The sequence below is a fragment of the Parafrankia sp. EAN1pec genome (genome assembly GCF_000018005.1).
In the GTDB taxonomy this organism is placed as follows: domain Bacteria; phylum Actinomycetota; class Actinomycetes; order Frankiales; family Frankiaceae; genus Parafrankia; species Parafrankia soli.
On record NC_009921.1, the window covers coordinates 8,580,853 to 8,602,740 of the forward strand.

Genomic DNA, 21,888 nt, shown 5'->3' on the forward strand with positions numbered 1-21,888 from the left:
GACGGCCATCTGCAGGCTCGTACCCACGTCGGACCCCGGCTACCGTCGCGGACCGGATGCCTCAGGGCTGGAAAGTCGACAGTGTTGTCACCCGCCGGCACGCTGAACGTTCGGGGCGGGCCTGGGTCTGGCGGCCGCTCCCCTCCCTTCGGCTGTCCTCCGCCGGCTAGCCCAGGGTCGGCCCGGCCGGTGAGCGAGCGCCGTACCCGCGTCGGTGAGCATCGGTCGCAGATCCCGCAGGATGTCGAGGTAGGTCGCGCGTGCTGCCAGCGCCACGCCGGCACGCAGTTCCGGGCGTCGGTGCGCCGCGGCGCCGTGACGCACCACGGCAAGTGCCGCCGTGCTGGCCGGGCCTGGACCAGGGTTCGCGTCGGCTGGTGGTGGCCTGCCGTCATCGAGTGCCTCGGCGAATCGCCGGTACCAGTCGCACAGCTCGGCCGTCTCCACTGTGACAGCCTCCTGAGCGGCGGCCAGATCGGGCAGCGCGGCGGAGATCTCCATGGTCGAGGCGGTCGCGCTGACATCGCCCCCGGTCCGCAGGATGTCCGCTGGCCAGGGCACGTCGCCGGCCCGCAGCAGCTGTGCGGTCCGGCGCAGCCGCAGTGCCCCGCCAACGATGGTCATGAGCGCGTCGACGTCGACCCGGTCGTTGGACTGTTCCGACAGGTACTGGCGGACCACGTCGTCGAGCAGCCGCCCGGCGCGGATGGCGTCGCGCGCCGCGCCGGTGACGTCCTCGTCCCGACGGGGACGGCGGACGGCCCCGTCGGCCGGGCCTGTGGTGTCAGCGTTCTCTGCGCGAGGGGTGTCGACCCGGCTCACCGGTGCGGCGGCGGTGCTGCCCGGATAGCCCGATGTTCCGGTGTAGGCCGGGTACAGCCATGGCGAGGTCCGCGGCCGGGCGCTGGGCGGGTCGTCGTCACCGGGTGCCCGCATGACGACCAGCGCGAGGAGGTCCGCGCCCGTCCGGTAAGCGGCGGCGGCCCGGCGCCGGATCACCGCCGCCGCTCCCCGGGGCCACAGCAGCGCTCCCACAGCCAGGCTCACCCCGAAACCGATCATCACGTCCTGGATGCGAACCAGACCCACTTGCCAGCCCGACGGCTCCATGATGTCGAAAAGGATGAGGATGGCGACGGTGAAGCCTGCCTGCCCCAGCGCGAAGGACGGTCTGCGCCGCAGATAGCCGGCGACGAACATGGCCAGCGGCAGCACCAGCCACAACACCACGGTATGGGCGCCGACCAGGGCGACGAACAGGCCACCCACCACGATACCGACCCCGGTGCCCAGCAGTCCCCGCAGGATCGTCGAGCTGGTCGCCGCCACGTTCGACCGCAGGACCGACAGCGTGCCGAGCACGACCCAGAGGCCATGCTGCACCTCGATGTTCTGGGCCACAGCGACAGCGAGGGCGAGCCCCACGGCGCCGCGCACACTGTTGCGGAACCACACCGACCGCAAGCTGACGTATCCGGCGGCCAGATCGGTGGCGGCGACGCCGCGGCGGGCGAGCCGCCTCAGCCTGGCCGACCAGCCACGCGGCCGTATCCAGGAACGCAGCGTCGGCGCCGGCGCGGTCACCCACAGCACGTTCACCGCCAGCTCCCGAGTACCCCGGGCCAGCCTGCGCAGCCGGAACGCCTCGGCGATGGCGAGGTCCGCCGGTGGCTGCTCCGACCCCGCGACACCAGAATTGGCCGATCGGGCGATCGGCACAGTAACGTCAGGCGCCGGCCGGTTGTCTGAGCACTCCACGTAGTCCAGCAGGGCTGTGCGCATCCCCCGCTCAGCCCGCTCCAGGCGGTCCAGACCGAGCCGCTCGCTCGTCTGTGGATCGCGGTCGAGTCGATCGGCCGCGGCGGTGAGCGTGGCAGCGGCGGCGGCGTGGAGCTCGGCCGCCTCCCGGCGGAAGCAGACCGCAGCGATCCCGTCCCGGTCCGCGCGCGGTAAAGCGAACGGGACCAACCAGTTGACATCCACGACCAGATGCCCCGACGCCGCGGTGCGCCCGCCGACACCGCCGGGCCGGTGCGCGGTCTCGACGAACCTGCGGCGCAGATGGAACACATCGGTCCAGATCCGGTGGACTTCCTCCGCCCCGGTCCCGCCGGACCCCTCAGAAGGCATCGTCGTCCACGCCACCCCGGCGGCCATCGACCGGCACGCCTGGGCCAGCGCGGCACGCAGCCGAGTCGGTGGCCGCTCCGGCCACAGCATCATGGCCGCGGTGACGGCCGTCACCATGGCGACCCCCCAGCCGGCAAGCCGTTCCGGAATGGCCGACACAGGGCCGGGAGTCATGACTGCCAGGACAAAGGCCATCAGCGTGGCCCGTCCGGCGATGGCGAAATACGCGTTGAGGACCCCGGAGAACAGCACGACCCAGGCAACCAATGCAGTTGCCGGTACCGCCAGCCAGGCCGTCCGGGAACACAGCGTCCCGACGACGAGAAGCGGGACGGCGCCGAACGCGAACGCGACATAGGCCACCAGCCTGGTACTGACCGGCCCGGTGAACTCGACGAACTCCAACAGGACGTAGGAGCCGAACCAGGCGAACAGACTCAGCCGCATGTCCCCACCGACCAGATAGGTGACCGCCAGCAACATGGGGGCGACGGCGGCGACCCGGACGGCCGCCTTGAGGTTGATCAGCCCGGGATCGTCGGAGAACGCCCGAACGAGCCGTCCCAGCCATCCGTTCCGCATCAGCAGCCCTACCTGCCCTGGATCGTCGCCGTACTACAACCAGCACCGACCCCACCGGTCACTCCAGAAACAGACACCCTCAGCATCGGCGCCGACCCACCACCCGAACCCGCCGAGCCGATCACCAGACATGATCGGCTCGGCGGGCTCATCCACGAATACCGGCAGGCCGCATGACCCGAACCCGGTTTCCGGCAACCACAACGCATCGGCCCGGGTCCACCGAGCTGACTCAGCCGCTCAGTCGCTCAGTACGACCTGGTCGACCACGAGGTGTCCCCAAGTTCCAGTCGCGTCGTCAAGGATCTGGAATTGTGCGGCCTGTCCGGCATAGGCAGTAACATCCCATTCGACATGTCGCAGGGTACTCGAATTATCCCCGGTTGACGTGAGGACAGGTTGTCCGCCGACGAGCAGTTGGACGGACGTGGCCGGTTCCGCGCCAAGGGGATGGTTGCCGCCCGCTATGGAGAAGTGGAGATGGTTGCGATCGATGGTGAACGGCGGGGAGGTGATCGTGCCGGTCGCCGGGTCACCGCCGCCGACGTAGGTGTCGGCGACCTTGGCGCCAACCTGTCCGGGCAGCGATGCCACGGTCGGCGCGGCGGAGGCGAAGGAGCCCGTCGCGGTCCATCCGTTGCCCCAGGTCGAGCCCTCGAAGTCCGCGATCAGTCGTGCTGGCCTCTGGACGACGCTACCGAATTCGGTGATCGTGACGTTGGAGAAGGTCGCTGTCCCACCGAGCGAGTACAGGGCGATGCCGGCATCGGCGGGGTCGGGGAAGACCTGGCTCGAGTGCACGAAGCGCCCGTCGTCGACAAACACTTCGATCGTGGTGCGGTCGACGAGGATACGCAGGTGCACGGTTTGGGCGCTCATGTCGAACGGAGCGCGACTTTCAAGCTTCTGTCCAGAAGTGTCCGGATTTGTGGTACCACCTCGGTTAAGATAACTGTACGTGTCGTGCACGCCCACGTCGGCGTGGCGGGTACCGTCGTTCGACCTGCGCAGCCCAAGACCGATGTTCTGTGCAGTGCTCCAGGTCACCGTCGTCTCGAGCTGGTACGAGGTACCACTGTAGGCGAGCGGCACGGTGCCGTTCACCGAGAACGTACCGAGGTTCGTTGTCTGTGTCGCAATATTGTTCAGTGCAGCAACTGGCTGGGATGTTAGGCTGTATGTCGATCCGTATTTCTTCAGTGCCAGTTGGCGGGTGATCGAGTCGGTTCCATTGAAGCCGTCGTTCGGCCACGTCGGCGTCGAGTGCGGGTACGACCAGTTGTTCATCCATCCGATCGCGTAGCGCTTGTCGAGTGGTGCCGTCGGGTCCTCCCAGGTGACCGCACCGTACCAGTCGAATCCGTGGTCGGCCCACTGCGGCTCCGCCGTGTCGGGTGTGAATGTCGTGCCGTCGAAACTTCCTGTCCAGTAGGCGTACGTGCTGGGTGCGCCGGTGAGGTAACCGTTTGCGCTCATGCCCATTACCCAGTGGGTGGTGCCGTCATCGGCACGCATCTTGAACAGGTCGGGGCACTCCAGAATACCGAGGCCGCTGTTGGTGTACTCGGAGACCCGGGTCCAGTCCTTGAGGTTGGCCGAGGTGTAGAAACCGATCTTCTGGCCTTCGGCGATGAGCGCGACCCAGCGGTTGCGGTCAGCATCCCACAGGACCTTCGGATCCCGGAAGTCAGCCCGACCGCCGTTCGCGATGACCGGCGCCTCGCCGTACGGTGTGAAGTTGCGGCCGCCGTTCGTTGAATACCAGAGGAACTGGGCCTGCGGACCGGATGCGTTGAGCTTCTGCGCCTCGGTCGGATGGTCCATCTGGGTCACGAGCATCACGACGGCGCCTGCGCCGAACCCGGCTGTATTGGCGGTGTCGACCACCGTTGAGCCCGACCACAGATCATAGTTGGCGTTCGTCTTCTTCGGTGCCGCAACCCCCTGATCGGCGAACACGACGCCGTCGTAGCTGGTCGCGAGCCGCCACTCGGTGCCGTAGTTGGCCGTCGGGTTGGCGTCGTAATCGGCGTTGTAGAGGTAGTAGTAATAGAACTTGCCGTTCACGTACACCGGACGTTGCGGGTCGTTCTTCCAGTGGTCGGGCACGGTGAAGTGGTAGGTGTCCCGGTAACTCGGACCGACTGCCGACGCCGGAGTGGGCGCCGGCAGGCCTAATAATATGCTGGCTGCCGCCGTGGCCGCCGTCAGAACCGCCGTCAGAGTAACGGGGCGCCTGACCACGGAATGCTTGTTTCCCGCGCTTCGTCTGATGCGTAAATTCATCTTTAACTCCTTAAATGTGATCGACCTGGCGCCAAAAAGCTCTTGCTTTTCTTGTCCGCCAACGGCGTGGCGACGACCAACTCGTCGTCGTGCCATTCGACCGGCATCGGATCGCTCACGCCCCCGATGAACTCGCCGTGTTCGCCGGTGTGGTGGAAGGCGAACATGACCCAACGGCCGTCGTCACGGCGGCGCAGCAGCCGTCCGACGTAGTACTGGTCGTCCGTGATCTGGTAGGCCCCGGCGATGTCGAAGGGACCGAGAACGCTGTCGGCCGGGGCGGCCCAGATCCCGCTTGCGGGCGTGGCGGCACGGCGCGACGGGGTGGCATGTGCGGCCAGGCAGGAGAAAAGCAGTACGGGCCTGCCGCAGACAACCTCGACCTGAGTTACCTCGAGCTGGCCGAATCCGTCGTCTGCCGGAGCGGTAAGCGGCGGGAGTAGCGTCCAGTGCTTGAGGTCCAAGGAACGGGCGTGGCCGATGACGCCGCGCCCGAGCGGGTCTCCGATGCGGCCGCGCGCGGTGATGAGCATGTGCCAGCCGTCCCCATCAGGGTCCGGATAGACCCATGGGTCGCGGAATGCCTCGTCGTGCCATGCCGCGTCGGCAAGGGTTTCGTACCACCGTGGGTCCGCCGAGAGGATCGGGTTCTCGGGAGACTTCGTCCAGGTGATGAGGTCCGACGAGGTTGCGAGACCGATCCGCTGCACATTCTTGCCGCCGGGGGCGAGTCGTGAGCCGGTGTAGAAGGTGTACCAGGTGCCGTCCAGGTGGCGCACCGTCGATCCCGTCCATGTCGCAAGTTCGTCGAACTCACCGGCCTGGCCGCGTACGATCGCGTCCTCGATCCGTGTCCAGGACACCAGATCGGTGGAGGTCGCATGCCCGATGGATGCCCGATGGTGTCGGTCCTCGGGGTCGTGCAGTGCCCGGGACGCGTGCAGGAAGAAGAGGTGGTACACGTCGCCGTCATCGGCGAACCAGAAGTCCCACACCCAGGAGTCGCGCAGCGTGAACATCTCAGCCATTCGTCGTCGCGGGGAGCGAATCGATACAGGTTGTTTCGATCTCCGAGGCCCAGGGTGGGTCGGCGCCGGCGCGTGAGACTGTGATTGCGGCGTTGTGGGCGCAGCGGCGCAGCACCTGGGCGAGGGCGGGTCCGGCTGCACGCCAGCGACGGGCCACATGGACGGGCGAGGCGAGCGGATACAGCCAGCGCAGGTCGCCTTCGCTCGCTTTCACCACGGCGGCGGCTGCCACCAGGCGCTCGACGCGCGAACGTGCCGCCACAGGGTCGCCGATGAGTGAGGGACGGATGCCGGGGTCGTTGCTGACGAGGGCGTCACCGACCGCGGCTACGAGGCTGGCGACGGCGTTCGCGTCGGGCACGAGTAGACCCCCCAGGGATCCGACCTGTAAAGCCCCGACCGCTCCGAGTTCGGGCACCGTGATGGACCATGTGACGTCAAACTCGTAGGTCGCGGCGCCGGTCGCATCGAGACGCGCGATCGCGGTCGATGTGCGGCCTCCATCCGGGATCTGTGCGGATACCTGCGCGCCTGACTCGACGAGCCAGGCGCGCACAGCCCGCCCGCCGGCGTTGTCGGCCAGTTGGGTGACCAGCCGCACCGGCACGCCGAGTCGGCCGAGTGTGAGGGCGACATTGGCGGGACTGCCACCCGGTGTCTCCGTGACGGTCCCGTCCGCTCGGTGCACGATGTCGATGAGGGCCTCGCCGACGACGATCACGCGGGCGGTGTCCCTCTGATCGATCATCCCTTCACTCCGGTGGTGGCAATGCTGGTGATAAACGAACGCTGGAAGGCGAGGAACACGATGATCATCGGGATGGTAATCATCGTGGTGTAGGCCATGACCTCGCCCCACGCCGTGTTGAGCTGGAAGAAGTATTGCATACCGACCATGACCGGACGCAACTGCTCCTTTTGCACGACCATGAGCGGCCAGAGATAGGAGTTCCATGCAGGCAGGAAGGTGAGGATGGCGACTGCGGCGAAGGCCGGCCCGGAAAGAGGGACGATGATCCTGCGGTAGATCGTGAACCAGCCCGCTCCGTCGATGCGCGCGGCCTCGTCGATCGAGGTGGGAATGGTCGAGAAGTATTGCGTGAAGAGGAATATCGAGAAGGCGTTGGCTATGAATGGGATGATCTGTACCTGATAGGTGTTCAGCCACCCGAAGTCGTACTTGGGTACACCCGCCTCGAAGACTAACGTGGGGAGTTTGGACACCCAGTAGACCATAGGCACGGCGATCGTCTCGAAGGGGACGATGAGCGTAGCGATGATGACGGCGAGCACGACACCCCGGCCGCGCCAGCGCAGCCGGGACAACGCGAATCCGCACAGCGAGTTCACGAACAGCCCAAGCACGACGATGGCCGTCGTCACAAAAACCGAGTTGAGCAGGAACCGCGCCACGGGTACCCGCTCGAAGACGCCGGCGTAGTTGTCGAAGCTGATGTCGCCCACCGGGAGGAAGGCGCGTGGCGAATCGATGTCCGACAGGATCTGGCCGTCGGGCTTGAGGCTCGACACGAACATGAAAACGAGAGGGAATAGGAAGAACACTCCCAGGCCGAACATCGCCAGATAGGACCAGATCATGCGACGCCGTTTCAGCGTGCGCACCCCGATCACCCGGGTTTTCCCCGGCGTATGGGGCCGTGCGATGGTGGTCATGTTCAGTCCTTCTCTCTGGTGAGGCGCCGCTGGACGAGCGCGATGACAAGCACGGCGACGAAGAAGAGAAGGGAGATGGTGGATCCGTAGCCGATTTCCTGCTCCTGATAGCCTTTGCGGACCGCGTGGTAGACGACCGTCGAGGTGGCATCGACGGGTCCTCCCTGAGTTATCACGTCGATCTGCACGAAGAGGCCGAGCGCTGCGATCGTGATGGTGACGAGAACAAATGCCATGATGGGGCGCAGGCCCGGCCAGGTTACGTTCTTGAACTGCTGCCATGTTCCGGCACCGTCCATCCGTGCCGCCTCGTACAGCTCCTCGGGGATAGCCTGGAGACCGGACAGCCAGATCACCATGTGGAAGCCGACACCCTGCCAGACCGAGAGCACGATGATCGCGCCGAGCGCGGTGCTCGGGTTGTTGAGCCACGCCGTCCCGTTCCATGCCCCGAAGGTAGCCATGTCGATGAACGAGTTGATGAGCCCGTTCTGCTGGTACAGGAACTTCCAGAGGATCGACACGACGACGATCGAGGTCACGACCGGAATGAAGAAGATGATGCGGAAGAGCGTCGCTCCCCGGAGCTTCTGATTCACGAGCACGGCGAGCAGGAGGCCGAGACCAGCCTGTACCGGGACGACGACGAGCGCGAACACGAAGGTGTTCCAGGCGGACCGCAGGAAGGTGTCGTCGGCGGTAAAGGCTCGGATGAAGTTGTGGAGCCCGACGAACCGGGGCGGGTTCGGCGAGATGAGACGCGCATTGGTGAATGACAGGACTAACCCGAGCAGCACCGGAACGATCAGGAACAGCACGAGCAGGATGACCGCAGGCGCGGCCATCACGACGGCGGCGCGCCGTTCCCGTCGAGCGGTCACCGAAGGGCGTCCCCGCCGGATCGGGGGCACGTCATGGGTGGAGGACGTCATCGTCGACCTCTGGGTGAGGGGTGGGGGCCGTGTGCACGGCCCCCACCTGGATGGAACGAGATGATCAGGAGCCGTAGTTGTCGTTGGCCGTGATGTTCTCGTCGATATCCTCCACGGCACTGCCGAGTGTGGATTTCACATCGGCGCCGTTCATGATGTCCTTTGTCGCCTTCTCGAAGATCGACGAGATCACGGAATAGGCCGGGGTCGCGGGCCGCGCGAGGGCGAACTTCTGGGAGAGCACGACGAAGGGGCGCAGAGCGCCATCGGCCGTGAAGTACTTCGAGAGCTCCTCGGCACCGGCCGTCGCGGGGATGACGATCTGGCTGTCCGCGAACTGCGCGATGTACTTGTCCTGGAAACTGAACCGCAGATACTGGCGCGCGCCGTCGGCTTGCTCGCATCCGGCCGTGATGCCCCACTGCCATGAGCCACCGCCGATCTTGGGCCCCTGGCCGAAGTCCGGAGGCGGGAGGATGAGCAGGTCGTCGCCGATCTTTTCGAGCGAGTCGAGCGCATTCCACACGCCCGTGTAGCTCAGCGCGACCTTGTCGTCGACGAACTCCTGGTTCCCGATCGTGCCGGAGTTGCTTGCCCAGCCTTTCTTGAAGGCATCCTGGAACCACGTGAAGAAGTTCACGGCAGCCGGCCCGTTAAGAGCGCCCTCTGCCGTGCGGTAGGTGTCTCGATTGATTTCGTCGCCACCGAAGCTCTGCAGCATGGGGGAGTACGCGTACGACCACCACTCGCCGGTGTCCTCCGCGCCGATGTCGAGCGGAGTATCGTATCCGGCCTGTTGCAGCGTCGCGAGCGCGGAGTCGAACTCGTCCTTCGTCCACGGCCTGTCCACGGTGGGGATGCGGATATCGTTCTTGTCAAGCACCGACTTGCGCGCGAAAATTGCCAGTGCGGCGTCCCAGTATCCGGCCGAATAGATCTTTCCCTTGTACGTGCCGACCGCCGTCGGCAGCAGGCTGTCCGTGAGCTGCTTGGGAAGATTGAGCTCCTGCAGGTAGCCGGACCAGGCCCAGTTCGGCATCACCGGTCCGTCCATGTCGATGAGGCACGGCAGGTCCCCCGCTGCGGCGGCCGCGACAATCGCGTCGTTATAGGTGACCTGGGGAAAGTCTTGTTGTACTACCTCGTACCTGTCCTGCGACTCGTTGAAGTCGGAGATGATCTGCTTGTACACCGCGAGCTCGGCGGGGTTGCCGGCCGAGTGGGTCCACATGGGTATCTGGATCCTGCCGTCGGCGGTCGTCGTGCTGTTCCCCGCCTGGCCGCACCCGGCGAGCAGAAGCGCCACGGCGGCGGTCACTGCTAATATTCCGGTAAAGGATTTACGCTTCATGGTGAATTCCTTTCACGATGCGCGGCAGCCACGTCGCGAACCGATCGGGGACCGCTGATGCGGTCACTCGGTTGCTAAAAAGGTCCGCCGCCGACTGGATGTGGAAGTCGAGGCCGGCGGCGGACCCACGGATGCCCGGCGGATGACCGGGCATGGCATGAGGAACGTGTCGTTCGGGGCCTCCCGCACCCCGAGCACGATCTCCATCGCCCAGCGACCCATCTCGTAGTGCGGTAAGGCGATGGTGGACAGTGGCGGGTCGAGTTCGGCCGCCACCAGTTGCTGGTCGTCGTAACCGAACACCGAAAGATCCCGAGGGATCTCGAGCCCTCGGGTATGAGCTGCAACGTAGGCGCCCATGGCCATCCGGTCGTTGAAGAAGAAGACGGCAGTGGGCCGAACGTCGACAGGCAGGTCGAGAAGGGCCTCGGTTGCCCGCCGTCCGCCGAGTGCCGAGGTCTCGAACGTGACATGAAGCCGTGGGTCGGCGCCGATGCCGGCCTCGCGCAGCACCTCGAGATAGCCGCGGTGTCTCAGCTCAGCGGCAACGGGACGGTCCTTCTCCGTCGTGTCGACATAGGCAATCCGGCGATGGCCGGCCATGACCAGCTCTCGGACCGCGGCGACACCGCCGGCATGGTCGTCTGGCACGACAGCGGAGTAGCCGTCCGCAAGAGGCCGGCAGTCGAGAAACACGGTCGACTCTGGAAGCCCTGCGGGAACAGAAATCTCTCGATGCCACATGCAGGCGTAAACAAATCTGTCGACCTGGTGGGCTGAGAGCGCACGGATGGCTTCCCGCTCGATCTCGGAGTCGCCGTCGGTGTTGACGAGGAACACGAGGTACTCATGCTCGCGTGCCACATCCTGCGCGCCGGCGAGCAGGCGGCCGGCGAACGGTGTCGTCGCGATCCGGTCAGAGATCAGGCCGATCGTCCGCGTGCGACGCGTACGGAGGCTGCGTGCGACCGGATTGGGCACGTACCCGATCTCCGCCGCGACCCGGCGCACACGTTCTCTCGTCTCGTCGGAGATGCGTGCCTCGACGTTGTTGAGCACGAGCGAAACGGTCGTTCGGGAGACGCCTGCGGCGGCCGCCACGTCGGCGATCCCTATCTGAGTCACACGCCACATCCCAAGATAAATCGTTTTATCGGAAATTACTAAGGATTAGTACGCCCTGCTTGCATAACTTTGTCAAGCGACAGCATGCTCGCCCCGTGAACGGGACGGATGGCAGACGGGACGAGATCGCGGGGGGACATACCGATGCCTACACAGGCGGTGCCCGCCGCAGTACAGGGCGCAGACCACTGGCGGTGCGGGCAAGGTGTTGGATGCGATTCCAGTACGGACAGCGCACCCGTGTCTGTTCGGGCACAGCGCGGGCGGTTGGACGCCGGTCTTTTCCAGAAAAAGAACCATTTTTGCTTGGGCGATCCAGGGCTGGTCGGGAGCGCCGTGCGGAACAACGGATGCTCGTGCGCGCAATGTCGAGCCAGTAAATGGGCGTCCACGATGAGCGTGTCCACGGTGTTGCCCGACCACGCGGTGAAATTTCCATTTTTCTCAGCTGTATCGGATAGGCGAGTTCTCCCCGAAGACCACCGGCCAGTGCCTGCGGCGGAAGATGTGATGAGACCGGAGTCGTTCAGTCGGACAAGCGCCTGCCGGTCTCCGTGGAGAAGACGTGCATCTCTTCGGGGCGAATATGAAGGTAGACCCTTTCGCCCTTCGCCGGCACAGTGCGAGGGTTAACACGGGCAATGATGTCTATCTTACTAGAGGTACTTTCCTGTCCCTCCAGGGTGCAGTAGCAGAATGCGTCCGAGCCGAGTTCCTCCACCACGTTCACGGTCACCGGGAAGCCGCCGTTGTCCTCGCCGGCCTGCTCCAGTGAATCTGGACGGAATCCTAATGTCACCGTCGGGGCGCCTTCCGTGAAGCGGATGATCCTACGGGACAGCGGAACACGTAGACCACCAATCTCGGCGGCGCCGTCGACGATTCGGAAGTCCATGAGGTTCATCGCCGGAGAACCGATGAATCCGGCCACGAAGACGTTCGCGGGCCGCTCGTACAGGCCGCGCGGGCTGTCGCACTGTTGCAGCACCCCGTCCTTGAGGACCGCCACCCGGTCCCCCATTGTCATTGCCTCCACCTGGTCATGCGTGACGTACACCGTGGTTACGCCCAGACGGCGTTGCAGCGTGGCGATCTGGACACGAGTGGACACCCGCAGTTTTGCGTCCAAGTTGGACAGTGGCTCGTCCATCAGAAACACCTGCGGCTGGCGTACGATCGCTCGCCCCATGGCTACCCGTTGCCGCTGCCCTCCGGAGAGAGCCTTGGGCTTGCGGTCCAGGTACGGCTCCAGGTCGAGTAGCTTGGATGCCTCTTGCACACGCCGGTGGATCTCGTCCTTCCGCATTCCAGCGATCTTCAGCGGGAAGGCCATGTTGTCCGCGACTGTCATGTGTGGGTACAGGGCGTAATTCTGGAACACCATCGCGATGTCCCGATCCTTCGACGGCAGGTGGGTGACGTCCCGATCGCCGATCCAGACCGCGCCCTGGTCGACATCCTCCAGACCCGCGAGCATCCGCAGGCTGGTGGTCTTTCCGCAGCCGGACGGACCGACGAGGACCAGGAACTCACCGTTGACGATCTCCAGATCCAGCGCGTCGACCGCCGGACGCTCCACACCTGAGTAGACGCGGCTGGCCTTCTCGTACGTGACTGTGGCCATCGGTATGTACTCCCTCACCGTGGGTGTGTCGGATGCTCTACGAGGGTGCGACCATCGGAGATACCTCACGTACAGTGATGCATCCCACATGATGAATCGGATTAGCTAAGAATGCATGCAGTGCCCTGACCTGTCAACCAGGCGCCTTCGCGCCCCCCTTGCCCTCGGCCGATGTGACCCAGAGCGTCGGGACAGTTACCAAAATGGTGTACTGATCTTTAATTCGCTGGGTCGGATTGATCCGGTGGTGATCGCCAGGTGCGTGGCGGGGGGCACTGATGGGACGTACCGGGTCGCGATACGGCAGGCTCGGTGCCGGTAGCTGCCGGTGGGTGAGCACTCTTGGGCACAGGGCCTGCGAGCCCTAGCAACAGACCGTGCCCCTGCCGGTGGTCGGGAGAGCGAACCGAGCTTCCCCTGGAACCGTGGAGGATGATCGGCTGGGGCGGGGCCGGGTCTTGGTCTGGTGGCTGTGGGTGGGTGTACCCGGCGCCGCGCGTCTGATGGGCCAGGTTCCGACCTGGCCCTGTTTGTCCTGGCCGCGAGGTCGTAGAGGCTCCGGGGTCAGGGATGGCCCGGAGGGCCACCGCCGTCAGGCGGCCGCGGAGCGGTCCTTGACCTTGGAGGGGCGGCCTCGTACTGTGCGCGGCGCTTCCGGCCCGGCACGTGGTTCTCGGGGATGGGGGGCGGCGTCAGCCGTCTCCACGTTTGTGGTTTTGTCTGGAACGGTCATGTGGCCTGGCCGGGTCTGTTGTTCGTAGGTGGCTGGTGGTAGTCCGCCGCAGGTCGAGTGGCGGCGTTTGGTGTTGTACCAGTCGATGTAGTCGGCGACGGCGGTTTTTGCCTGGGCGCGGGTGGTGAACCGCTGCCGGGCGAGGAGCTCGCATTCGAGGGTGGAGTGCCACGATTCGATGACGGCGTTGTCGAGTGCGCTGCCGGTGCGTCCCATCGACTGGGTGACGCCTGATTTTCAGCAGGTGTCAGCGAAGTCGGTGGCGGTGTATTCACCGCCCTGGTCGGTGTGCAGGACGACGCCGTCGACGTGGCCGCCGCGGGCGGTGACGGCGGTGCGCAGCGCGGCAGTGGCCAGGGCGGGGTTATGGCGGGTGCCGAGGGCGAACCCGACGATTCGGCGGCTGTGTAGGTCCAGGACCGAGGCGAGGTAGAGCCGACCCTCGCTGTTCGGGATCTCGGTCAGGTCCCCGACCCAGAACCGGTCAGGGGCCTCGGGCGGGTGGAAACGGCGCCGGACCAGGTCCGGGGGCTTCGCGGCCCGCCTGTCGGCTTTGGTCAGGCCGCGGCGGCGCCGGCGCCGGCGGGCGGTCAGGCCGAGTTCGGCCATCAGCGCCGCGACGGTGTTCTTCGACACCGACCAGCCCCGAGCGCGCAGTTCCGCGGTGATCCGCGGCGACCCGTAGAGACCGCGGTGCAGGTGGAACAGCCAACGCACCGTCTCCGCGAGCGTCCGCCGCCGCGCCCGGCGCACTGACCGGTCACCATGCCGCCACTTGTAGAACCAGGACTCGGAGACGTTCAGCAGCCGGCACGACAGCCGGTACGGAACCTGATGCTCGGCCCTCTGGGAAACGATGAACCCGGCCAGTTCTACCGGGCCGTCCGGCCCATCGCCTCGTTCACCCAGAGGGCCACAGATCGCTTGAGGACATCACGCTCCATCGTGAGTCTCGCGTTCTCCGCCCGCAGCCGCTCCAGCTCGACCCTCTCGTCCTCGGACAGTTCGCCCTTCTTTTCCCTACGACGCGCCGCGTTCACCCAGTTTCCCAGCGTTGCCTCGTGAACTCCCAGGTCACGGGCCACAGCTGCGACCGGCTTCTCTGTCTCGAGAACGATACGGACAGCGCCTTCCTTGAACTCCCGATCGAACCTACGACGCGATTCCATGACAATCGCCTCATCCTCTGTCCGTGATGTTCTCCACGCTCAGAGGGGAAACTCACCCCAGGGCATCCCTCGGACGGGGTGGTGTTCAGACCGACTCACGGGTCACCAGGGGACAGGGCACCAGAAGCCGTTCGACGTCCGTGCTCCCGGTCTGTTCCGTGGCCAGGAGCCTTTCGACCGCCATCCTGCCCATGTCGTGGTAGGGCAGTGCGACGGTGCTCAGTCGGGGTCGCATGTGCGCGGCGATCTGCTCGCGGTTGTCGAATCCGATGATCGCCACGTCCCCGGGGATGCGCAGGCCACGTTCCCTCACCGCGTCGTACGCCCCCATGGCCATCCAGTCGTTGGCGCAGAACAGGGCCGTGGGCGGTTCGGAAAGACCGAGAAGGTCGGCGGCATGCCGGAAACCGGACTCCTGCCACCAGTCGCCGACGCGGATCAGCCGCTCGTCCGGGTCGACTCCCGCGGCCCGGTGAGCGTCGCGGTATCCCCGCATGCGGCCGACCGACGCGGGGAAGCGATCCGGGCCGTTGATGAACCCGATGCGTCGGTGCCCGGCCGCGAGCAGGGTCTCGGTGGCCAGACAGCCGCCCTGTCGCTCGTCCGGGACGATGGATGTCAGCGAACCGTCGGCCGGGAAACAGTTGACGAGGATGGTCGGTGTCTGGCCGATTCCGTCGGGCGGTACCAGTTCCCGGTGGTGGTCGGTGGCAAGGATCAGACCCTCGACCTGCCACCGGCTCATCTTCGTGATGGTTTCTCCGTCCAGGTCCCGCCTGCCGTCGGTGTCAACGATCAGAAGCGTCTTGTCGTGCGCGAAGGCGGTCTCCTGCGCACCCTTGATGATTGCCACCGCATGGGGCGTGGTGGCGATCTCACTGGTGACCAGACCGAGCACGTTGCTTCTGCTCGAACGAAGGCTACGGGCGATCTCGTTCGGCCGGAACCCCAGCTCCTCGACGGCTGCCCACACCCGTGCGCGTGTCTCCGGCGAGATCTTGGCGGCGTCGGCAACCCCGTTCATCACGAAGGACACAGTCGTTCTCGACACCCCTGCGAGCGCGGCCACGTCGCGCTGGGATGGCCTGGCAAGCCGAGCGGTTGGCATCTTCTCCGTTCACATAAAAATTGCAAACATCTTGACACGTGCCGGCAACCCGGCACACTAACACGTGTTACCAGCCCATGAGGCATCCGGCTCTCAGAGTGTGCTCAGGACCATCGTCCGATCAGGAAGCCGGACAGATGGTTCTCAGACACGCTCCCAGTCAGACCAGAGTGACTTCGGGCTGCACCGGGATCCGGGCATATCGTCCCAAAAACAGTGATTCTGACGCAACCGACCGTTCCAGCAGGCAGGCACCTCCGCCGACTGCCCCACATGTTGATCATCTGAAGCCCGACACTCCCATCGCACCCCGGATCGTCTGGGCGTGGATCATCCGAACAGGCTCTCGGCCCGGGAGACCTGGATGCGGTACCTCGTACCCACGTTCGTATGAGAAGTTCCCCGGTCGCCCGGATTCCCGGCCGCAGAGGAGACCACCCCGGGATCTTCCGTCTTCGACATCGCCCGTTCATCGGTCACGGCATCCGACCGCGCACCATTCCGGAGGAGAACCTCATGCCACACGGAACCCCTGTCACCCGCCGCCTACTCCTCGGTGGGCTGGTGGCCACGTCGCTACCCGGCGTGATCCCGGTCGGTCCCGTATTCCTGCGGCCCGACACCCCTGATTCCCCGAACGGAGAGGAGCCTGCTGCCACGACTCAGCACCCCCACAACTCCCTCATCGGCGTGGCCTGAACCCCACGTGGGCCACACCACGCCGCACGACCGGCATATCCGATGGCCGCGGGTGTCATTCCTGCGCGTACCCCACCCAGCCGACAGAGAAGGACGTGGCTGACCTTGTCTACCCTCTATGACGTGACCACCTGGACCGTCCCCAGCAACCCCTCCATCACCTGCTACGTCGACGTCGGCGTGGTAATCAACGACATCATCCGCGACATCAAGGCCCAGCAGCCCAACCAGTCGGCGAAGCCCGGAGCCGTCATCTACATCCCACCGGGGGACTACCCCCTGAAGACACGGGTGACCGTCGACATCAGCTACCTGACCATCAAGGGATCCGGCCACGGCTTCACCTCGTCCAGCATACGGTACAACACGTCCAACACCTCGGCGTGGCACGAGTTATGGCCGGGAAGCAGCCGTATCAAGGTCGAGAACACCGACGGCAACAGCGAGGCGTTTCTGGTGTCCCGGACGGGAGACCCACGACTGAGCTCGGTCGTGTTCTCGAACTTCTGCCTCGATGGCCTCAGCTTCGGCACCAACCAGAACTCGTATGTCAACGGAAAGACCGGAGTTCGGGTCGCCACAAGCAACGACGCTTTCAGGTTCGAGGGGATGGGCTTCGTCTACCTCGAGCACGCACTGATAGTCACGAACGCCGACGCACTGAGCGTCAGCGACAACTTCATCGCCGAATGCGGGAGCTGCATCGAGCTGACCGGCTCGGGACAGGCGTCCAAAATCACCGACAACCTGATCGGTGCGGGTTACGTCGGCTACTCGGTGTTCGCCGAGGGACACGAGGGTCTGCTTGTCTCCGGTAACAACATCTTCCCCCGGGGAAGGAGCGCGGTGCACTTCAAGAACACCAACCGCTCAACGATCACAGCCAACCGTCTGCACGACTTCTACCCGGGGATCATCGACTTCGAGGGGCTGAACAAGGAGAACCTGATCAGCAGCAACCACTTCCGGCGCGAGGCTGAGCCGTGGCCTCCGATGCAGTCCTACAACAACGGCAAGGACGACCTGTACGGGCTGGTGCACCTGCGCGGGGACAACAACATGGTCTCCACGAACCTCTTTGCCTTCTACGTCGACCCCAGCAAGATCACCCCCCTCGGCGCCACACCAACGATCATCCTGGTCGCGTCCGGAAACGGGAACTTCATCTCCAACAACCACGTCACGGCCAACGTGGGCGTAAAGAACGTCGTCCTCGACGCGACGACGACCGGCACGAAGGTTCTGGACAGCGGGACGGCGTCCGAGTTCGTTTCGTACACCTCCAACTACACCTTCCGCCCGACGCCGTGACACCGTAGGAGAGAAAAAGGATGTCCATACTTGTCAGACTCATGCGTAGCAGCCTCACGCGGGTCAGGTTCACCGCGGTGACGGTCGCTCTCGCGGCGGTGTTCACCTCCCTTCTGCCGGCCGTGCCCGCCCTGGCCGGACAGGTCAGCGACTACCCCGAGTTCCCGTACCCGACGACAGACTACACCGAGCCCTTACGCGGCCAGTTCCACTTCAGCTCGCGCGGCGGCTGGATGAACGACATCAACGCCCCGCTGTACCACAATGGCCTCTACCACGTCTTCTATCAGCACAATCCGCACAGCCTCCTCTGGGAGACCATGCACTGGGGACATGCCACCAGCCCCGACCTGGTGCACTGGACGCAGAAGCCGATCGCGCTGGAACCGGGTGTGCATCCGCATGACCTGTGGTCCGGGGCCGGGGTGGTCGACACCAACAACACCTCGGGTCTGCAGACCGGGAGCGAGGCACCGATCCTCGTGTTCACCGCCACCAACGGCGTGAGCATCAACTACAGCAACGACGCCGCGAAAACGTTCCAGATCTACAACCAAGGTCAGAAGGTCGTCACACCGGCCGGCATCAGTCGTGATCCCAAGGTGTTCTGGCATGCGCCTTCCAACCGGTGGGTGATGGTGGTCTGGTCCGACGCCGGGGGGAACGGCGTCAACATCTACACCTCACCCAACCTGTTGACCTGGACGTTTCGCAGCCGGTATGCCGCCGACTGGCTGTACGAATGTCCGGACCTGTTCTCCCTGGCCGTCGACGGCGACCCGGGGAACACGAGGTGGGTCATGACCGACGCCGGCGGCGAGTACGTCATCGGTTCCTTCGACGGTGTCACCTTCACCCCGGAGTGGACGTCGCCGCAACGGATGGACCAGGGGCACAACACCTTCGAGGGCACCTTCTATGCCGGGCTGACCTTCAACCACATGCCGGACAACCGGATCGTGCAGATGGCCTGGATGAGATCGAACCAGGGCAGCGTCTGGACCGGCAATGCCTCCTTCCCCGCGGAACTGGGCCTGCGCGCCTATCCCGAGGGGATACGCCTGACCCGCAATCCCGTCGGCGAGATCGCGTCCCTGCGCGTCGATTCTCAATCATGGGTAAACCGCGACATCACCCCCGATCCGGCCAGCGATCCCCTCACCAGCACCTTCGCCGACACCTACGAGATCATCGCCGAGTTCGACACGGCCACCGCCACAGCGTCACGGTTCGGCTTCCGATTACACACCCGCAGTGACGGAACCTTCGACCGTGCCGTCACCTACGACCGGACTGCGCAGACGCTCTACGGCGCACCGCTGGCGCCGATCAACGGACGGGTCAGGATGCGGCTACTGGTGGACCGCGGGCAACTGGAGATCTTCGGCAACGACGGCAAGCTGTCCTGGACCGACAACGTCAACTTCAACTCGGCACCGTCGAGCCAGGGTGTGCAGCTGTATGCCGAAGGCGGCAACGTCCAGCTGGTGTCGCTCCAGTTCCACCGGCTGCAGTCAGCGTGGGGTTCTGGGGAGTCCACCCTGGAGAGCAACCTGGCCGGCCCCTGGCACCCGGCCGGCGGGACGTGGGTCGACACCACCACGGGCAAGCAGGGCACCGCGGGTGGGGACGGTTTCTACCTGAGCAACCAGACCGGAGCCGACTTCACCTACGAGGGTGATCTCCGCCTCGACACCGCCGTGGCAGCCGGGATCACCTTCCGGGCCAACAGCGACGCCACCCAGCAGTACACCGCCAACGTCGACGCCAACGGACTGGTGAAACTGTGGCGCCCCGGCCGGGACATCGGGATCTTCTACACCCCGATCTCCCAAGGCCGCACCTACCACCTGAAGGTGGTGACCAGCGGCTCCATCATCAGGGTCTATCTGGACCACCGCCCCACCCCCGTGATCGACGCCGTCGACACCGCCTACACCAGCGGGTACTTCGGGACCAACGTCTTCGGCGGGACCGGCGTCGTGCAGAATGCCAACGTCAACGCCACCGGGTTCGTCTCCAACCTGGGAGCAACCTGGCGGCCGGCGACCGGGCTGTGGACCGTCCCCGGTGCCGGTGTCAAGGGTCGGGTCGCCGGGGACGGCTTCTACCTCAGCGACCAGACCGGGACCAACTTCACCTATGAGGGTGACGTCAAGGTGATCAACGGGGTCGCCGCCGCGCTGACCTTCCGGTCGAACGCCGACGCGACCGGGCACTACACCGCCAACGTCGACACCAACGGCCTGGTGAAACTGTGGCGCCCCGGCTCGGTGATAGGCGTCTTCAACACACCGATCGTCGAAGGCCGGACGTACCACCTGAAGGTGGTGGCCAACGGTCCCAACATCAGAGTCTACTTCGACGGAGGAGCGACGCCGGTCATAGACGCCGTTGACAGCACTTACAGCAGTGGGTTCTTCGGTGTCAACGTCTTCAGCGGGGTCGGCGTGATCCAGAACGTCGTAACAAGCTGAACACAGAAGACATCCGCGCGTAGCCGAGCTCGGGGCCGGCCAGGGTCATCACCTCCCTGGCCGGCCCTGCGATGAGGATGCCCGACCCGAGGGCGACCCGAAAACCTTCTCTTCACTCTTCACGTAAGTAGTCGGAAGTTGCGTGTGGGCATGCCGACAGGCGGCGTCGTCGGTGCGGGAGCCGCCGGTATTGCGCCGTGTGATCACCGGTTTGCGGATCATTCTCTCGGCTGGGTTGTTGTCCAGCCCGATCATGGGGTAGTCGCGGTGGGCGATCAGCCCGTCCCATTCCCGGTCCATCGTGGCCAGGGCTTTCTTCGCGGGTTCCTGTAGGCCGGGGGAGGCTGTCTGCTCGCGGCGGGCGGTGTCGATCGCCCCGATCGCGGCGTCCCAGGTGGCGTGGGCGGCGGCGAGGCGGCGCTCGGCCGCCGGGCTCGGGGCGCTGGCCGCGGTCTGCCAGGCGTCGGCGAGTTCGGCGTGCGCTTGGTAGAGCGCGCCGAACTGCTCGCGCCAGTGGCGGGCCCAGATCCCGAGCTGGGCGGGGTTCGCGTCCCCGGCCCGGATGAAGTACCGGCGGACGTGGGCCCAGCAGAACAGGTTGACGATCCCGTCCGCCTTGCGGCCAGCGCAGGCGTAGACGGCGTAGAAGTCCGAGGAGATCACCAGCTGGCGCGGGCCGCCGGCGCCGTCGTCCCCGTCGAGCTGGCCGGTGGCCTCGCTGATCCCGGCATGCCCGGCGAGCACCGCCGCCGAGCGGGACGGGTCCATCACGAAGCACACCGAGTCCGGGCCGAGGAACACCCACAGCCACCGGCGGGCCGGCCCGCCGGCGCTGTCCGGGGTGAACACCCGCCGGGTCGTCTCGTCGGCGTGCAGGTGCCACGACCCCCGCGACCGGGCGACGATCTTCTCCGCGAGCGGGGCGAGTAGGCCCGCGACCTGCGCGCACGCCCCCGTCAGGGTCGCCGGCGAGATCTGGGCGCCGTGGCGTGCCAGTCCGGTGACCAGCGAGTTCTGGGACCGGCCCGCGACATACCGCTCCACCAGCAGCATCGCGAGGAACCGGTTGGTGAACAGGCCCCGCCCGACCGCCTTCGACGGGCCCGGCGCGGTCACCGTCACCGGCCCGCCGCAGCCACACCCCCGCCGGTAGCGGCGCCGGTGGGAGACCAGCAGCTCGACGAGCACCCGCCAGTCCACCTGCTCGACCCGGTGCTCACCCAACGGCGTGAACAGCGTCCCGCACTCCAGGCAGGCATAGCCACCCGAGGGGAAGTCACAGTCGAGATCCCGGCGCGGCAGACCGCCGTAGTCCCGCCGACCCGCCCGCGCCCCCGGCCCACGCCGCGGCGCCTCCCGGCCCGCGGCCTCCCGACCGCCCGCCAGCTGGCCACCGTCCGTGCCATCCCGCCCCGCCGGCGCAGGCGCCGGCCCGGCGCCCCTCTCCGACGACCGACCGAACACGACCTTCCGCAGCACCACGAGCTCCGCCCGCAACGCCTCAAGCTCGGTCTCCCGCTCGGCGTCCCGCGCCCGCAGCGCCGCGATCTCGGCGTCCCGCTCGGCCAACTGGCCACGCAGCCAGGCGTTCTCCGCCAGCACCCCCGCCAGCGTCACGCCATCACCCTCGACCGCGACACCCACGGCCGACTCCCCAAC

Annotated in this window: 16 protein-coding genes and 1 pseudogene; 3 read left to right on the top strand and 14 right to left on the bottom strand. The window is 65.9% G+C overall.

Features of this window, described 5'->3' with window-relative positions; translation table 11 throughout:
• Positions 1–87: 87 nt before the first annotated feature.
• From FRANEAN1_RS35120 to FRANEAN1_RS35175, 13 genes and pseudogenes are all read right to left on the bottom strand, one after another.
• Positions 88–2,712, bottom strand: coding sequence for an FUSC family protein (locus FRANEAN1_RS35120; protein ID WP_020464430.1), 2,625 nt, complete (start codon positions 2,710–2,712; stop codon positions 88–90).
• Positions 2,713–2,952: 240 nt separating this feature from the next.
• Positions 2,953–4,998: a glycoside hydrolase family 32 protein gene (locus tag FRANEAN1_RS35125; RefSeq protein WP_020464431.1), complete on the bottom strand. Its 2,046-nt coding sequence runs from the start codon at positions 4,996–4,998 to the stop codon at positions 2,953–2,955.
• 2 nt (positions 4,999–5,000) lie between these two features.
• Positions 5,001–6,017, bottom strand: coding sequence for a glycosyl hydrolase family 32 (locus FRANEAN1_RS35130; protein WP_020464432.1), 1,017 nt, complete (start codon positions 6,015–6,017; stop codon positions 5,001–5,003).
• Between the two features lies 1 nt (position 6,018).
• Complete coding sequence (locus tag FRANEAN1_RS35135; protein ID WP_020464433.1) at positions 6,019–6,774, bottom strand: PfkB family carbohydrate kinase; 756 nt, start codon at positions 6,772–6,774, stop codon at positions 6,019–6,021.
• Entirely contained in the window at positions 6,771–7,625 is an 855-nt protein-coding gene (locus FRANEAN1_RS35140; protein WP_347177281.1) for a carbohydrate ABC transporter permease, read from the bottom strand. The genes FRANEAN1_RS35135 and FRANEAN1_RS35140 overlap by 4 nt, the downstream gene beginning before the upstream one ends.
• A gap of 77 nt (positions 7,626–7,702) precedes the next feature.
• On the bottom strand, positions 7,703–8,545 hold the full coding sequence (locus tag FRANEAN1_RS35145; RefSeq protein ID WP_347177282.1) for a sugar ABC transporter permease: 843 nt from the start codon (positions 8,543–8,545) through the stop codon (positions 7,703–7,705).
• 151 nt (positions 8,546–8,696) lie between these two features.
• Positions 8,697–9,983, bottom strand: coding sequence for an extracellular solute-binding protein (locus FRANEAN1_RS35150; protein WP_020464436.1), 1,287 nt, complete (start codon positions 9,981–9,983; stop codon positions 8,697–8,699).
• Between the two features lie 63 nt (positions 9,984–10,046).
• Complete coding sequence (locus tag FRANEAN1_RS35155) at positions 10,047–11,084, bottom strand: LacI family DNA-binding transcriptional regulator (RefSeq protein WP_347176893.1); 1,038 nt, start codon at positions 11,082–11,084, stop codon at positions 10,047–10,049.
• A 550-nt stretch (positions 11,085–11,634) separates the two neighbouring features.
• Positions 11,635–12,732 (bottom strand): sn-glycerol-3-phosphate ABC transporter ATP-binding protein UgpC, encoded by a 1,098-nt coding sequence (gene ugpC, locus FRANEAN1_RS35160; RefSeq protein WP_020464438.1) that lies wholly within the window; start codon positions 12,730–12,732, stop codon positions 11,635–11,637.
• Positions 12,733–13,324: 592 nt separating this feature from the next.
• Positions 13,325–13,684: pseudogene (locus tag FRANEAN1_RS42770) on the bottom strand (integrase core domain-containing protein); the annotation flags it as partial.
• 18 nt (positions 13,685–13,702) lie between these two features.
• Positions 13,703–14,386, bottom strand: coding sequence for an IS3 family transposase (locus FRANEAN1_RS40135; RefSeq protein ID WP_198145706.1), 684 nt, complete (start codon positions 14,384–14,386; stop codon positions 13,703–13,705).
• Complete coding sequence (locus tag FRANEAN1_RS35170; RefSeq protein WP_020464441.1) at positions 14,338–14,634, bottom strand: transposase; 297 nt, start codon at positions 14,632–14,634, stop codon at positions 14,338–14,340. The genes FRANEAN1_RS40135 and FRANEAN1_RS35170 overlap by 49 nt, the downstream gene beginning before the upstream one ends.
• 85 nt (positions 14,635–14,719) lie before the next feature.
• The gene (locus FRANEAN1_RS35175) at positions 14,720–15,742 is read right to left on the bottom strand and encodes a LacI family DNA-binding transcriptional regulator (RefSeq protein WP_020464442.1); all 1,023 of its coding nucleotides are present in this window, start codon (positions 15,740–15,742) and stop codon (positions 14,720–14,722) included.
• A 516-nt stretch (positions 15,743–16,258) separates the two neighbouring features.
• Between FRANEAN1_RS35175 and FRANEAN1_RS41880 the strand changes: the two genes are divergently transcribed.
• The 3 genes from FRANEAN1_RS41880 to FRANEAN1_RS35185 all read left to right on the top strand — a co-directional run bounded on the left by FRANEAN1_RS41880 (position 16,259) and on the right by FRANEAN1_RS35185 (position 20,229).
• Positions 16,259–16,441, top strand: a complete 183-nt coding sequence (locus tag FRANEAN1_RS41880; protein ID WP_157472915.1) for a hypothetical protein — start codon at positions 16,259–16,261, stop codon at positions 16,439–16,441.
• 105 nt (positions 16,442–16,546) lie between these two features.
• On the top strand, positions 16,547–17,752 hold the full coding sequence (locus tag FRANEAN1_RS35180; protein WP_020464443.1) for a right-handed parallel beta-helix repeat-containing protein: 1,206 nt from the start codon (positions 16,547–16,549) through the stop codon (positions 17,750–17,752).
• Between the two features lie 20 nt (positions 17,753–17,772).
• Positions 17,773–20,229, top strand: coding sequence for a glycoside hydrolase family 32 protein (locus FRANEAN1_RS35185; protein ID WP_020464444.1), 2,457 nt, complete (start codon positions 17,773–17,775; stop codon positions 20,227–20,229).
• 48 nt (positions 20,230–20,277) lie between these two features.
• On the opposite strand, the gene FRANEAN1_RS35190 is transcribed toward FRANEAN1_RS35185, so the two are convergent.
• Positions 20,278–21,873, bottom strand: coding sequence for an IS66 family transposase (locus FRANEAN1_RS35190; RefSeq protein WP_020464445.1), 1,596 nt, complete (start codon positions 21,871–21,873; stop codon positions 20,278–20,280).
• Positions 21,874–21,888: the final 15 nt, after the last annotated feature.